The following is a 15153-nucleotide window of genomic DNA, read 5'->3' on the forward strand; positions in this document are numbered from 1 at the left end:
GAGTGCCTCCTCTGTTTAATATCTTCTTTTTTCCCAGCCATCGGTTGATAGTTTCAATTTCATGTCCTTTCCATTTGGCTGCTTAATCATTGCGTCATGGATATACCAGCCTCGTCCGTTTACAGTCGCATCTGTATCATAACGGAAGCGGATATAGTTGCTTCCTTTCGGGATCAGCACTGTGCTCTTCTTCCAATCAATACTGGTTCCTGTGTAAGGAGCTCCAATAGCCGTCCAATTCTCACCATCTTTTGAAACCTCAATGTATCCATAATCGCTCTCATTCTCAATTCTGTACCAAGTATCAAAAGTTAATACTGCACCTTTTTCCGCCTCAACTTCGGCAGTCAAGGTGCGATTAAGCTCATCACCATAGCCAGAAAACCACGCTTTCTTTTTAGAAGGCATTGCCACAGGAATGGCGTCTGCTGTTAATCTGGCAACCTGTCTTCTGGCAGGGTTTGTTGAAACCGTCTCACGGGTTGGATGAACTCGGTTTGTCAGCAGAATGCTGATGGTAGCGTTATTTTTGTTTACTACAATTGAAGTTCCAGTATATCCTGTATGCCCTAAAGTACTGCCTTCTGATAAGGCATCCATATACCAGCCTTGCCCCAGCTCCCAGCCGAGACCATGATCATCTCCAGGAAAAGCTTCATTCTGATTTTCCTCCAGCAGCTTCACGGTCTCAGCCTTCAAGATCTGCTTGCCGGCATATTCGCCCTCATTTATAAACATATGAGCCAGTTTGCCTAAATCCTCTGCTGTTGAAAATACACCAGCATGACCAGCTACTCCCTCAAGTGACCAGGCATTTTCATCATGCACCTCACCCCATACAAGACCTCTTCCAATTGAGGACTGATCTTCTGTCGCAGCAATGCGGGGCTTCAGTGATTCAGGCGGGTTGTACATAGTATTTTTCATCCCTAATGGTCCAGTAATATACTTTTTAACAAACACATCGAGTCGATCACCTGAAAGCCGTTCCACTAACGCACCAAGTGTAATCATATTTAAATCACTATACGTATACTGAGTGCCAGGTTCTGCTTCTAAATCATGCGAAAATACAAGCTGTAATCTTTCATCACGGCTATTCGCTTGAGAATACAGTGGAATTCCAGGTTCAAATCCAGAAGTATGCGTCATAAGCTGTCTGATCGTAACTGCTTCTTTTCCATTCTGCTCAAACTCGGGAATATAGTGAGAAACAGGATCATCTAATTGAAATTCCCCTTCTTCATATAGCTTCATTGCGGCTACAGTTGTAAAAATTTTGCTGATGGAAGCCACGTCAAAAATCGTATCCTCTTTCATTGATATAGGATTGTCTGCTTCAGTGAACTCTCCATCGGTATACTGATAGGCGTTTCCATAAGCCTCATGCTTTACAATATGCCCTCTCCTTGCCACAAAGGCTACTGCACCAGGCATCGCTCCTTCTTCAATCAGCGCTTCTATTGCCGGATCCATTTCCTTTAGAGGCTGATTCATCATTCCTGCACTGCGCGGTGAACCTTTATGCAAAACAGGCGAAATGGGTCCTGGACGATCCCAGGAAAATAGCGGATGCATTCTTTGACTAGTTTTTTTCTTTTTTTCCATGAATTCCATCCCCGGAGGTTCATTTAATGGATGTTGAGCCATAACGGGATCTGCTCCTGACATTAAAACGGATGTAGTGAATAAAATTGCGGCAACAGTCATTGCTTTTCTTTTCATTGGCACACCTCCATTTATTTATGACAGCACTTACATTTGTGCTTCCCTTTTAGGGTATCGAAATAATAGTATAGTTGTCTATACCAAAATAGTCTTAAAATTCAGATGGTTCTAATTATCTAGAGAGTGAAATAACTTCTAAAATTCATAAACGTATATATACTTGCCATATCGTTTTCCAAACATACAAGAAGCGGAGATGACTTGGTAGTATACCTGCCAGACAGGACGTCCCCTTCAATGGTCATCACACATCCTTTCATCATAAAAAAAGAACCTGCCTTTCATTAAGAAAGAACAGGTTCTGAGTTTTTATGGGTAGTAAATTGGTGAATCAGTTCCAATTGGAATACCTGTCAGCATCCAAATTAACAGCATCCCTACCCAAGCGATTGTAAATGCGATGGAGTATGGAAGCATAGTAGAAATCAAGGTACCAATACCAACCTTTTTATCGTACTTCTGCGCAAACGCGATGACGATTGCAAAATACGGCATTAATGGCGAAATAACATTCGTTGTTGAATCAGCAATACGGTAAACCAGCTGAGTAAACTCAGGTGAATAACCTGACAGCATCATCATTGGAATAAATACCGGAGCCATAATTGCCCATTTAGCTGAGGCACTTCCGATAAATAAATTGATGAAGCCTGAGATCACAATAAATGTCAGAATCAGCGGAATGCCCGTAAAGCCTGTTGCGTCAATTAGGTCAGCACCCTTAACGGCAAGGACAGTTCCAAGATTTGATTCAGTAAAATACGCCACGAATTGAGAGGCAACAAATGCCAATACAATGTAAGAGCCCATTGTTGACATGGTATCTGCCAGCTGGCTAGCTACATCTTTATCATTTTTGATTGATTTGGTAATTCTTCCGTACACCAAACCAGGGATGAAAAACATGATAAGGATTACAGGCACAAGCACACCTAAAAATGGAGTATCAACAAAGTTTTCTTGTCCTGCACGTAATGGTCCCCAAGATGGGATAACCAATAGTGCAATAGCAATACCCGTTACAATTAAAGATAATAATGCTCCCCATAAACCTTTTTTCTCTTCTGGCTTTAGATAGGAAACATCTTCAGTGACATTTCCTTTATATGTGCCCAGACGAGGCTCAACAATCTTATCAGTAATAATCGTACCAACTATGGTAATAAGGAAAACAGAGGCAATCATGAAATAGTAGTTCATGGCATAATTCATGCCTGCTGCATACTCCGGATCAATGATTGCTGCTGAATCCATTGTTAAGCCGCCTAATAGCGGGTCCAATGAAGTCAACAGTAAGTTGGCGCTGAATCCGCCGGAAACCCCTGCAAATGCTGCCGCAAGTCCTGCCAATGGATGTCGTCCAAGACCTGCAAATAATACCGCTCCAAGAGGAGTTAAGACAACATAACCAGCATCAGCAGCCATACTTGACATAACACCGCCAAATACTAAAGCAGCTGTCATAAGTACGCGCGGTACAGATGTTACAAGGCCGCGAAGAGCCGCACTAATCAGTCCTGAACGTTCTGCAATTCCAATCCCCAGCATGGTCACAAGAACTGTGCCGAGTGGAGTAAATCCAGTGAAGTTAGAGACTGCGCTTTCAAAAAGGTATAAGATCCCTTCTGAGTTTAATAGGTTTTTGACTTCTATCATTTCTCCTGCATTCAGCGGGTCTTCTACTTTAAGGCCAGCAGAAGCAAAGATAGCAGACAAAACAACTACTGCTACAGCAAAAAAGAAAAACAATGTAACCGGGTCTGGCAGTTTGTTGCCGACACGCTCAATTACATTTAGAAAACGCATAACGAAACCGTTCTTTTGAGCTTTTTCCAAGATTAAACCTACCCTTCAATTTAATAAAAAAAATAATTTTTATACATAAGTTAGTATAGACAATAGTTTCATAGAATGGAATAGATATGGAAGTATTCAAAATAGTAATATAGTTATAAATATTATAAAAGTGTTTAGAGTTAATTTCTCTTTAGCGATTAAAGTCCGTACTATTTTCGGTTAGATTCATATTTTTTCTACATATCCAGTAGATTTTTTAAGCGTACGGCTTAATCTCTTAGTTAAAGCTCTCCAGTAAATATAATATGTAATCTTATATAAAAGTAATGAATGTCTAATTATATGAAAAGTATTTCTATACACGAAATATACAAAATTTATTCATATTGTTCACAGTGACTGAGACTGAGCTTAATAATTATTCTATAAAAAGGATTAATCGTAGTTTGCTGTTCGTTCTTCCATTGTGCTGCGGCCAATCACTTCTTGTGGTGATGCAGAGTTGTAATAAAATTCTAGTGAAAAAATGCAATTAACTCCTTGTTTAAATACTTTGAAAAAAACCATTTTGAAAAAAGATTTTACCAAGACCAAATTTATAAAAAGCTGTATAAAATTTAGGCTGGTACAAAATGAAATTAATATTTCTAAAACACGAATATTCAATATCTCAATTTCGGTATTTAATCAAGACTGTTCCATTGCGCTGCGGACCCTCGCTTTCCGCGGGGAGCAAGCTGAGCCTCCTCGTCACTTCGTTGAGGGCACTGATTTTCTTATAATTTATGTTTCTTGTTTAACCCAGTGGGAATCTATACTGAATTTTATAAAGCAAAAAAGCCATTTTCTGTCTTTTATCAGATAGAAAAGTGGCTTTTTCTGTCTTAATACCTTAATTTCTGGGTTGTCTTATCTCTTTAGTCACTTCATTAATTTTAAAATCCGTTTTAGATTGACTGCAAATATGGTTGTGGCCCCTTGAATTTGCATGCCAAATAACCCCGAGGATTTTGCTGTATCATACTCGTGCCCATGCTTCAGTTCACTATTTTTAGCCTCAATCTTATATCGACTTTTAGATAACTCCTTAAATTCATCTGTATTCTGGAACGCCTCTTGGTCTTTATGCTCGGTTGATTTTATGGTGACTGAATATGTTTTTGATTTCGCTCCTTTTTTATAACAGCCTTCTTGGAATGGACAAACCTTACATTTTTCGATATCAAAGAAATATTTCATTCTTTGGTTTCGATCTTGGCCCTTTCTCTCCTCAAATTTCTTTTTGGTTGCTAAATGGCCTGCCTTACACACATACATTCCCGCATCTTTATTAAACGTGAATTCGTCTTCTTTTTTACGGGTACCATGTGTTACGAGTGGATGCAGTTTCGAAACTAGCTCCAACTCTTCTTTCTTCATAAAACGAATATTTTCTTTCTCCGAATATGCCGTATCTCCAATTACCGTTTTAATTTCCATTCCGGTTTCCATGCTTTTCTCCACTAATTCTTGTAAGTATTTTCCATCACTTTTTTCTCCAGTCGTAATCACCGCAGCCGTAATAATCCGTTCATCAGCCATCGCCAGATGTGTTTTATATCCAAAAAAGGAGGATTCTTCAGATTTATGTCCTACTTTGGCATCAGGATCCATGGAAAAACTCAATTGTTCTGTACAATCTTCAACGACTTCTTTTAAAACATTTATTTTCTCTTTTACCGCAGGTATTTCTGAAATTCTTGGCTCTGATTCAATGACCTTTATAAGATCCTGGCAGTAAACGATTTCATCCTCCACATTATTACTAATCGTTTTGGGTGGTAATTTCTCTTTCATCGATTCATCAATCTGATAAACAGATTTCCGTACATTTTTTGATTTTTCCTGTAGGAATTCTTTAACTGACTTTTGATTATAGCGTGATTTTGTGTGAGTGGAGTCGACAATAATCGTTTTACTTTTTATGATTTCTTTCTCTAGCGCAATTTCTACACTTTTGTTTATAAGCATGTCTAATAAATTCATGTCTTGTAGTCGCTGTTTACGAAATTTCGTTAGGGAACTTGGATCAATGACAGGTTCTTCTGGTGCCATTTCAAGAAAATATTTGAATGACATATCATATTTTGAGCGTTCAACAACATCAACAACGGATAAACTAAAGATTGATTTGAGTAAGAGGTATTTGAACATACGAATAGGATGAACGGCATTCCTGCCGTTATTTAAACAATACTTTGATTCTAATTCTTCAAGAATAAAGCTAAAGTCCACAAGATCGTTGATTTTACGTAACATATTATCTTGAGGGACAACAAGGTCGTATATTTGTGAATATGGGCTGAAACTAAAGGATTGTTGGTTGGAGATCATTGGATTTCACCTGCAATATAATTATTACTTTTTATTATAAAACAAAAAACCAGCGAAACAATGTTTCACTGGCTTTAAAAAGGACTTTTTCAGTGCCCTCACTTCGTTCCTGCGGGGTCTCACCCTTTGCTCTGCAGCCCGCAGGAGTCGAGGGCCCTCCGCTCCATTTCACTCATGTAAATAAAATATATTTTATAATTATAAATAAAAAAACGAATGATTAGAAAGATGACCTTCCTTACCATTCGGTCCAATAGGTGTGTTAGTTACTTATGTCCCAGCCTCTTACTTCTTTTTTCAATAAGCGCGCCATATTGTTGAAGACCGTTATTGAACTAAAGCACCCGTTCGTATTATAAGGTCAGCCAGAGAAACCTGGTTGACTATTTTTTATTCAATTTATAGATTGATAGTAGCCGGGGTAGAACGGAAGCACCCGTGGGACTTGATCCCGACAACTAAACTGTTCGCCCTCTACTTGTTAACACATGATTAGGCTGGTTGGGACATGATGATCCCGTATAACAAGCGAAGATATGAATGACAAGCTAGATAGAGGTTACCGGTCAATCCACTACACTAGGAGGAGATAATTTATGAATCCAGTTGTTGGTCTGGATGTAGCTAAAGGTGAAAGTCAGGTTCAAATGTTCTTGGATAAAAAAATACCCTATAAAAACAGTGTGAAAGTTGAACATACGGTGGATGGTTTAAAAGAGTTATACTCTTATTTACTAGATTTAGAGCATCAAACAGGGATGAAACCACCAGTTGTCTTGGAATCAACGGGTCACTATCATGCCCCAGTTGTACAGTTTTTAGAAGCAAGAGAGTACATTGTCATTATCGTAAATCCATTGGTATCTTACCGAGCAAAAAGTTCTAGTTTAAGAAAAACCAAAACAGATGCCATTGATGCTTATCACTTAGGCGAACTGTATTACAAAGAGGATTTAGAGCCGCAGAAAAAGCGTGGTGTTCAGTTATTAAACCTTCGGTATCTGACAAGACAACATGAAAATATGACGGGAATTATGGTTCAAACAAAGCTTCAATTTCAATCTGTGTTAGATCAAGTATTTCCAGAGTATAAAGGCGTTTTTGGCGATCTGTATGCCGAGGTTTCATTAAGAACTTTACAAACTTTCCCTACCTCGGAGACTGTCTTAAAAGCTTGTGTGGAGGAAATTGCACAATTTATTGATAGGCATTGTAAAGCACGATCGTTTAATTGGGCGCTTGAAAAAGCAGAGGGATTAATCGCAGCCGCAGAACGCAACCCATATCAGTCAACGCTTTATCAAAGCCTTCTTGTCAGTCTGAATATGTATATTGATTTACTTCAAGTGTACCACCAACAGCTTTCTACGTTGGAGCGTGAGATTGATCAGTTAGCAGTACAACTCGAAGAATATGAACTACTCCAAACAATTCCCGGTGTAGGTGAAAAAATCGCTGCAACGATTATTTCTGAAATTGGGGAAATTGATCGGTTTAGTCATCCCAAAAAGTTAGTTGCCTTTGCAGGACTTGATCCTAGTGTATTTGAATCAGGTCGCTTTAAAGGCACGAAGAATCATATTACTAAACGAGGCTCTGCAAGGCTTCGCCACATGCTTTTCACAGCAGTTCGGTGTTCCATTCGAGATAGTCGTAAAAAGAAAACAACTGAAGAAACCATTGCACGAAATAAGCGATTACGTGCCTTCTACGATTTAAAACGTGAAGAAGGTAAGCCTTATAAGGTAGCCATTATTGCATGTGCTAATAAGCTTTTACACTGGATTTATGCGATGTTAAAAACGAAAACTCCATTCCAAGAAACTATTTAGTAACAGCATTTTCCTATACAACTAAAACCTTCCAAAATGAATCAGGAGGGTTATTTGAGTTGTGCATTTTTAGTATAGCATTTAGTGATTATAAATTTAAAATATATTTATTGACAAACTATTAGCTGGTTTTGTTTAAGTACATTTTTTCACGTTCTATTTTTAAATTAATAAATTTTCCTTTGAAACCCGACCATAATTCGTTCAAGTGATACCCAACCAATAAACTTTGGTTTTTCCCAACCTGAAGCAGTAGTTAACTTTTCTACATCAAGGTAATTATTAATCCTTACCTTATCCCATGCATGAATAACCTCTCCATTACCAATAGATAAGCCTACATGCCCCCAATTTTTTCGCTCATCATTAATTACTCCTAAGCAATCATAAAAAACAAAGGTTCCTTTTGGAGGTATACCTGTTTGCTTATTTGCTTCATATAAATCTGCGGATTCTTTTGCAAAATCTCCACCAAAGATTTCAATGTCATTACTTCTTTCTAATGCATCCTCTACAAAAGCTAAACAAATAAGAGAATACTCTTTAGAATTCAGATGACTCTTAGCCCACTCAATTGCATTGTTAATATATTCATCATAATTTTTATCCATTTTATTTTCTCCTCTAATCATCTCTATTGGTAATTGTAAAAAAAAAAAGCTCTACTTCCTGAAAAGAAACTAATATACATTAAACATTGATTTTATAACATAATGAAAGTTATTTTGATTGGATAAGACCTCTCTGCTGAAAGGGTCTAAAGTGTTTTTGATAAAAATTATTCCACCAATGTTATTTTAAAATCCATTTGATTACCTCCTATTTATTAATTGAAAGTAACCGAGAGAAATAAGGATTTATTAGCTTATTGATTTAAAAACGGACAAAAAGCCACAGAATTATATAATATAACCCTGTGGCTCAAATGTTAAATTCAAATCAAAAAGCTAATGCTTTATTATAGTCGCACATCATAATGGAAAATCATTTTTTAAAAATAATATGAATCCGAATGAGTGAGATACAAAAATTTAATTCCCAAGGTTAACTTCATTAAGTTTCTAAATTGCATAGTCTCACTCCCCTTCCTTAATATTAAGAATATTTTATCATTAAGCATATTCGAAGTCAACCTAATCTTACAATCGGCTTATTCAACTAAACTGCACCGTTAGCGACATAGAAAAAGGCTTTCCTTTTACTTAAGGAAAGCACCCGTTTGTTTAAGTGAAATACGTCACAATATATGTTAGGTTTGCCCTTTTATATCATGTCTTTTAAAAGCCTATATGCTGATTTGAAAATGTTTGTAAATTACTAGAACTTATCCTGTATGGAATCACTTTCTTTTTGTACTGCTTCACTACATCAATGTGTTCATTGTAACAATAAATATGAAACTTTATATCATTCTTTCCTTTTGTTGTCTGAATAACAAAAGGACTAATATCAGTCTCTGGATTTAAATATGCTTTCTCAGTGCCGGTGACATTAAAATACTTTTTTAAGAATGTAGCTTTGTTAAAGCCATCAATAAATTCTTGTTTATCTTTCCCTGCTAATAACTTACCATTAAATGTAACATTAACATCTTCTGAACTAAGCTTTGGCTGGAGTTCAAATTTGCTTAGCAGCCATGCAACAAAAGCACTTGGAGGGTTTGTTGCAAATTTTAGGATACCGGTAAGTATAATAGCAATTAAATACCATGTCATTTTTATTAACCCCTCATCTTGAATATCTACGGCAATAATAGGACCTATATTAAACAAGATAAATAAACACCACAATTGCACCAATAATAAAAATGATCCCTAGTATGATGTACATTAATAAGATTCTTGTTAAGTTTCCTTTAGTTGCAGAACTATAGTTTTCATCAGATTTTCCTGCAATTAGCAAAGTGCCAGCCGCGCTTGAAACAATAATTAATATAATCAAAATGTATGAAAAGGTCATAGTTCGATCCACCACCATAATTTTAAGGATTTATTATGAAACTTCAGACCCTATTGCCCTTAATATCATAAAGGTTTTTCTTAAAATAAAAACCATCCAATTTAGAGTTATTATGACCATCCACTTTTTACAATAAAAGACAAATGTTTATTTATCAATGATCTTCATAATCTTTAAATGCGTTATATAATCGTTTAATTCCTTCCCTGATTTGTTCTTCATTACTTCTAGCATATGTAAGACGGATAAACCCTTTTTTAGATCCAAGTGTACTGCCTGGAGCAAAAATGACACCTTCCTTAATTGATTGTTCTAATAGATTGTTTTCATTTATATCTTTTTTGAATTTGCACCATAGATGAATACCACCCATTGGAGTTGAATACTCGATATTCTCTCCAAAGTAATGGTTAAGACAACTAATTAATACATCTCTTCTTCTTTGTAATTGTTCTTTTAGAAAATCCATGTGAATCATCAAATTATCTGAGTTAAGTAATTGATTCGCAATCCATTGCGAGACAGTGGAATGCCCAAAGTCAAACTGTTGTTTAGCATCAGCTAATCTCTCAATAACAGATTTAGGACCGACAATCCACCCAATCCTTAATCCTGGCGCTGCCATTTTTGATAATGAGCTAATATATAGCACATTCCCGTTTATATCCATAGATTTTAAAGTGGATGTATTGTTCTTCTTAGAAAAGGACATTAAACTGTATGGATCATCTTCAATTATAGGGATCCCAAAGCGCGTAGAGAGGGATAATATCTCTTTTCTTTTCCTATAGGATAATAACATCCCAGTAGGGTTCTGGAAGATTGGATTTAAGAAGATCATTTTTATTTGTTGTTTTTCATGTAAATTTGTAAGATAATTCGAATCTATTTTGTTTTCATTTGCTGGTAGGTAAAATACCTTCAAGCCTGCTGATTTGAATATAGGAAGGCTATAGCTATAGGATGGATCTTCAACCACAACAACATCACCAGGCTTTAATAAACACTCAATTACCAAATGTATAGCCTGTTGAGCACCTGAAGTGACAAGTAGTGATTCAGGGGTAGTTACAATATCTCTGTATTCATTAAGATGTCTTACGATTGTCTCACGTAAATTCTTATTTCCTAATGGATGGTCATAACCGAAATACAAGGGTGGTATATCTTTTTGTAAAACATCTTGAAAAATACCATGAGGAAATAAGTCTGTAGATAATTCACCGGTAGCTAAATTAATTAGATTTTGTTCTGTAGTTTCTTTTTGAATTCTTTGTATAACAGGAATATTGGGCAAGAAAGTCCCCGCTTCAATATACATATTCCAACTAGGAATTCTCTTCTTGGTAATACCCCAAATATCTCTACTAATAATTGTTCCACTTCCTTTTTTACGTTCTATTAGCCCTTTTGCTTCTAATTCTGAGTATGCCGTTACTATTGTGCTGCGGTTTACTTCATATTGACTTGCTAATTTTCTTTCAGATGGAAGTGGAAAATTGGTAGAAAAAGTGCCATTATTAATTCCATCCTCTATATACTCTGCTATTTGTTTATATATAGGTTTTTTCATGTTTCTGTCTGGTTTCCATTCCAAATTTAAACAGTCCTTTTTGTGTTAGTATGTGTTGTAGTAAGTAACTACCCTTGTAATTTACTAATAATTATAATACAGAGTTTACTGTGAAACAGCCCCGTTTACATATAAGAAAAGCCGCCTTATTTGGCAGCGATCTTGTGTATAAGCACCCGTAGTTTGAAGAATTATGAAATGGTTATTTTTTTATTCTATACCAATATTTATACACTTCCTCTAACCCTAACTTAGAATATAGTTTAATGCTGGAGTGTTATTTAATATAACTTGAAGGTATGCATATTTTGCTCCATTTTCCTTACCCCATTGTAAAATATTTTGAATGAGTTTACTTCCATAACCTCTATTTCTGTACTTTTCGGTTGTCACTATATCAAATAACCCTATGTATTCACTTCCTAAAAAAAACATTAAATAGCAGCTGAGCTTCAACATAGCCACCTGTTGCAACTTCATAAGCTTGGTAAATGCTTTTAAGTTAGGTCCTCTAACCAATCTTCGAACCACTTAATAGGGAGTTTTATTTCTGAATAATCCAACTGTTGTAGTTCTTTAAGAGAGAATGTGTTAGCTAAATACAAATTCCATTGTGCAGAGATATCCCCTAAAATGCCGTAAAGCTTTTCATCACCTAGCTTATCCTCATTAATATAGTTCATATATTGCTTTTCACACCAATGACAAATCTGTTGATGAGTATATTGATCTGGTTTATTTATCGCACCCTTTAACAAATGAACAAGGTTTTCCTTACTAAAAAATGAATCAATTTCTATAAAATTTGATTCATTCCAGCTACCTACATATCGGTTTCTGCTCAAAAGTTCCACCCCGGTATAAAGTTTAATTTATTTTTATTTCAACGTATATTGTAGAGATTCCTTCTTCAACTAACCTCCCTCAATAAACAAACACTTTTCTCTTAAATACGCAGTTTTTCACCGTATTGCTATCTAACTTATTTTACTTTACAGATTTGATTAGAGAGAAAAGTACACAATCAAGCTGTTTACGAAGAAAATGAGCGCAAGAAACTAGCCAACCTTCGGTTAATTTCTAAAAGTTGGATAAATAGGTATGTACGCACCAATGGATATCCACATTTCTTATGGGGGTCTACCCTCCCAAGTCTCACAGAGTCTACGCTCCTACATTCCTTCGTTCAACCTTTCCATAAGGTGAATGTCAGTCATGCTGCCCCACAGGATCTAAGTCCTTACGTTAGTTGCGTTGCCAACTAATCCCATGCTGATTTTGTCTGTTCATCTTTTCAAATCTATTGGTTAAATCGTTAGTTTAATAGTGATTAAGCTGCTATTGGTTCTTGGATAAATGCATGCATATGGGGGATGTCCTTCAACATCTTCTCTTCTTGAAACACAAACTGTTTCTTACCAATAGAGAAGAGTATACGGATGATCTTATTACATAAAGCAATTAAAGACTGCATCTTTTTCAACGGATTTTCAGGTCTCGTTGTGTAGTAATGATGGAGGGCTTTAAAGGCTTTGTTCTTGGCTACTAGAATCATAGATGCCCGGAATAACAATGCTCGTAATTTCTTTCGACCACGTTTGGTTATCCTGGTTCTCCCTTTATGCTTACCTGATGTATTTTCTTTTAAGCTAAGTCCAGCCAGTTTAGTTATCTGGCGAGGATGATTGTATTCACTCAAATCGCCTACTTCAGCGAAGAAACCCGCCACTGTATCGCGGCCAATTCCTGTTATTTCTAACATTTGATCAACGCCTGGAATATCTTGAAGTAGTGTATCCAGAGTTTGGTCAAGTTCCTCAAACTTGTTTTGAATGAGTTCATACTTTTGGATTAACGTTCTTAACTCCATTTTAGCCATCATGGCACCCTGACGGATGCCAATCGAGCGATTGGCTGCTTCTTTTAAAGCACGAATCTTCTTAATCCCTATACTTCGTTTCACTGCTTGCCTAAGATATTCAAGCAATTCTTCTTCTGTATATCTCACCAGTTCTTCCGGTAATGCTTCAAGCTTTAATAAATGAAGAGCTGCCTTCCCTTCCCAACTTTTAAAGACGGTAAAGAACTCTGGAAAATATCGATCAATCCAGTTGTGTACCTGTCCTTGCACTATTTGTAAGTCTACATTTAATAGATCACGTAATTTCTTAGCCACACGCAGTTCTGCAAAAACTCCTTGTGGTATCGTTGGTTCGGAGTATCTACCATCTTTGACTAGTTGTGCAATGACTTTTGCGTCTTTCACATCATTCTTAGTTGGAGAATTATCGTCTAGCTCCTTACTGTGCTTGACGTGTAAGGGGTTGACCGTGACGAACTTAATCTGTTCTTCCTTTAAAATATGAGCTAAATTGAGCCAATAATGGCCTGTTGGCTCCATTCCAGTAATGACAGACTCCATTTCGTATGAATCTTTTATTTGATTAATCCAATTAATAAATGTCCTGACTCCCTCTTGAGTATTATCAAAAAAGCAAGTAGAACCTAATTCTATTCCACGATAATCCTGTGCTCTAGCTACATGATGATGTTTGGCAATATCAATACCAATGATTAAGGTTTTTGGTGTAATTTGAGCTATTTTATGATTTTGGTTATAATTCATTTTGAGACCTCCGAGTAGATATTTTGTCCCTTTTAGCTAGCCGGCTTAGGACACATTTATCTTATCAAGAGGTCTTTTTTCTATCAAATCTCATTTTCACTTATTACAGGAATGCTGCCCCTTTAGCACAATAAAAAATGCTGCATAAATCAGCAGCACTTAAAAGAATTTCTTGTATAATTCGCGTCTTAATTGTCCGCTGAGATAAGCGTATACTCTAGTAGTTTCGCTTTTTTCGTGTCCCAATAAGTTTTGTATTACCTCTAAGGGAGCCCCATTATTGAGAAGAGTCGTTGCGTAACTATGTCTAAGCTGATGTGGATGAATAGACTTATTTATCCCTGCTCTTTTGGAGATCTGTTTAATGATATGCCTCATTTGTGCAATGCTCATTCGATGCGGTGCCCGAATTGTAACGAACAGTGCTTTTTGATCATCGGTTCTTTCTTCTAGATATCTTTTTAACCAAATGCTGCAGCGAGTATTAAAATACACTTCTCTTTCTTTTTTGCCTTTTCCGAATACAATAACGGATTGTTCTGCCATATTTATAGAGTGCTTATCTAAGTTTACAACTTCTCCTATCCTGCAGCCTGTTGAATACATAAATTCGAATAAGGCTTTTTCAAAAGTTGTTTTACAGACTTCACGGAGCAATTCAATTTCTTCTTCTGTAAGAAACTTAGGGATTCTACTCTCTGGCTTTGGTTCTTTAATGGTAGTTACCGGGTTAATCGAAATATATTTCTCTTCTTGAGCCCATTTAAACAATGATTTAATAAAACGAATCCTATGACAGAGACTAGATGCTTTTAACTGAGCTGCAACTTCTCCAAGATATAATTTAATAGATTCTGTAGTAATATCAGTAATCTTAATATCCCCCAAATATTTGATTAATAAGGACATTTGCACTTTGTATACCTTTAAGGTTTGAGAGGAATATCCCTGAATTTGTTTATCTGCTTTATAAAGATTCCAGGCTTCAGATATAAGCATAATGAACATCTCCCTAATTGTTCTATTAATGTCATTATTCGCTTGAAAACTATAAAATATACTAGCTTTATAGATTTTTTTTAAGTTATTGTACCCTTTATTTTAAGTGAAGGACTGTGAAGAACTTTAAATTTCAATCTCACTCACTTAAGTTTATTACAGGAATGTTGTCTTTGTTGATTGTTAATTTCCTAATTCACATTAGATGTAATTTCCTGTTCATCTTCCGTTCATATTCGAGACATAAACTAAGGATGTTAAAAAGA

Annotated in this window: 12 protein-coding genes; 1 reads left to right on the forward strand and 11 read right to left on the reverse strand. The window is 36.1% G+C overall.

The window, feature by feature from the left end; genetic code table 11:
- Positions 1-15: 15 nt before the first annotated feature.
- The 3 genes from A6754_RS19970 to A6754_RS19985 form a co-directional block, all read right to left on the reverse strand.
- Positions 16-1725 (reverse strand): serine hydrolase domain-containing protein, encoded by a 1710-nt coding sequence (locus tag A6754_RS19970; protein WP_066450085.1) that lies wholly within the window; start codon positions 1723-1725, stop codon positions 16-18.
- 312 nt (positions 1726-2037) lie between these two features.
- On the reverse strand, positions 2038-3534 hold the full coding sequence (locus A6754_RS19975) for an AbgT family transporter (protein ID WP_180320298.1): 1497 nt from the start codon (positions 3532-3534) through the stop codon (positions 2038-2040).
- Between the two features lie 912 nt (positions 3535-4446).
- Positions 4447-5898, reverse strand: coding sequence for an IS1182 family transposase (locus tag A6754_RS19985; protein WP_066450089.1), 1452 nt, complete (start codon positions 5896-5898; stop codon positions 4447-4449).
- A gap of 596 nt (positions 5899-6494) precedes the next feature.
- Between A6754_RS19985 and A6754_RS19990 the strand changes: the two genes are divergently transcribed.
- Positions 6495-7730 carry an IS110 family RNA-guided transposase gene (locus tag A6754_RS19990; protein ID WP_066442657.1) on the forward strand — a complete coding sequence of 412 codons (1236 nt, stop codon included), beginning with the start codon at positions 6495-6497 and terminating at the stop codon, positions 7728-7730.
- A 167-nt stretch (positions 7731-7897) separates the two neighbouring features.
- On the opposite strand, the gene A6754_RS19995 is transcribed toward A6754_RS19990, so the two are convergent.
- The 8 genes from A6754_RS19995 to A6754_RS20030 all read right to left on the reverse strand — a co-directional run bounded on the left by A6754_RS19995 (position 7898) and on the right by A6754_RS20030 (position 14887).
- Positions 7898-8341 (reverse strand): NlpC/P60 family protein, encoded by a 444-nt coding sequence (locus A6754_RS19995; protein ID WP_066450090.1) that lies wholly within the window; start codon positions 8339-8341, stop codon positions 7898-7900.
- A gap of 666 nt (positions 8342-9007) precedes the next feature.
- On the reverse strand, positions 9008-9502 hold the full coding sequence (locus A6754_RS20000) for a YfmQ family protein (RefSeq protein WP_257298756.1): 495 nt from the start codon (positions 9500-9502) through the stop codon (positions 9008-9010).
- Positions 9495-9689: a hypothetical protein gene (locus A6754_RS20005; protein ID WP_082851761.1), complete on the reverse strand. Its 195-nt coding sequence runs from the start codon at positions 9687-9689 to the stop codon at positions 9495-9497. The genes A6754_RS20000 and A6754_RS20005 overlap by 8 nt, the downstream gene beginning before the upstream one ends.
- Positions 9690-9843: 154 nt before the next feature.
- Complete coding sequence (pdxR, locus tag A6754_RS20010) at positions 9844-11286, reverse strand: MocR-like pyridoxine biosynthesis transcription factor PdxR (protein WP_066450093.1); 1443 nt, start codon at positions 11284-11286, stop codon at positions 9844-9846.
- Between the two features lie 222 nt (positions 11287-11508).
- Positions 11509-11781, reverse strand: a complete 273-nt coding sequence (locus tag A6754_RS20015) for a GNAT family N-acetyltransferase (protein WP_066450099.1) — start codon at positions 11779-11781, stop codon at positions 11509-11511.
- Positions 11760-12107 carry a hypothetical protein gene (locus A6754_RS20020; protein ID WP_066450101.1) on the reverse strand — a complete coding sequence of 116 codons (348 nt, stop codon included), beginning with the start codon at positions 12105-12107 and terminating at the stop codon, positions 11760-11762. Before A6754_RS20020 ends, A6754_RS20015 begins: the two co-directional genes overlap by 22 nt.
- A 485-nt stretch (positions 12108-12592) precedes the next feature.
- Positions 12593-13888, reverse strand: coding sequence for an IS110 family RNA-guided transposase (locus A6754_RS20025; RefSeq protein ID WP_066448703.1), 1296 nt, complete (start codon positions 13886-13888; stop codon positions 12593-12595).
- A 159-nt stretch (positions 13889-14047) separates the two neighbouring features.
- Positions 14048-14887, reverse strand: coding sequence for a tyrosine-type recombinase/integrase (locus A6754_RS20030; protein WP_066450104.1), 840 nt, complete (start codon positions 14885-14887; stop codon positions 14048-14050).
- Between the last annotated feature and the right edge of the window lie 266 nt (positions 14888-15153).

The organism is Cytobacillus gottheilii, from assembly GCF_001636345.1.
In the GTDB taxonomy this organism is placed as follows: domain Bacteria; phylum Bacillota; class Bacilli; order Bacillales; family Cytobacillaceae; genus Cytobacillus; species Cytobacillus gottheilii.

Excerpts from the sequence above, each read along its gene's own strand:
- A6754_RS19985 (WP_066450089.1), bottom strand. The coding sequence starts at position 5,898 with ATGATCTCCAACCAACAATCCTTTAGTTTCAGCCCATATTCACAAATA.
- A6754_RS19990 (WP_066442657.1), top strand. The coding sequence starts at position 6,495 with ATGAATCCAGTTGTTGGTCTGGATGTAGCTAAAGGTGAAAGTCAGGTT.
- A6754_RS19975 (WP_180320298.1), bottom strand. The coding sequence starts at position 3,534 with ATGCGTTTTCTAAATGTAATTGAGCGTGTCGGCAACAAACTGCCAGAC.
- A6754_RS20005 (WP_082851761.1), bottom strand. The coding sequence starts at position 9,689 with ATGACCTTTTCATACATTTTGATTATATTAATTATTGTTTCAAGCGCG.
- A6754_RS19995 (WP_066450090.1), bottom strand. The coding sequence starts at position 8,341 with ATGGATAAAAATTATGATGAATATATTAACAATGCAATTGAGTGGGCT.
- A6754_RS19970 (WP_066450085.1), bottom strand. The coding sequence starts at position 1,725 with ATGAAAAGAAAAGCAATGACTGTTGCCGCAATTTTATTCACTACATCC.
- A6754_RS20030 (WP_066450104.1), bottom strand. The coding sequence starts at position 14,887 with ATGCTTATATCTGAAGCCTGGAATCTTTATAAAGCAGATAAACAAATT.
- A6754_RS20025 (WP_066448703.1), bottom strand. The coding sequence starts at position 13,888 with ATGAATTATAACCAAAATCATAAAATAGCTCAAATTACACCAAAAACC.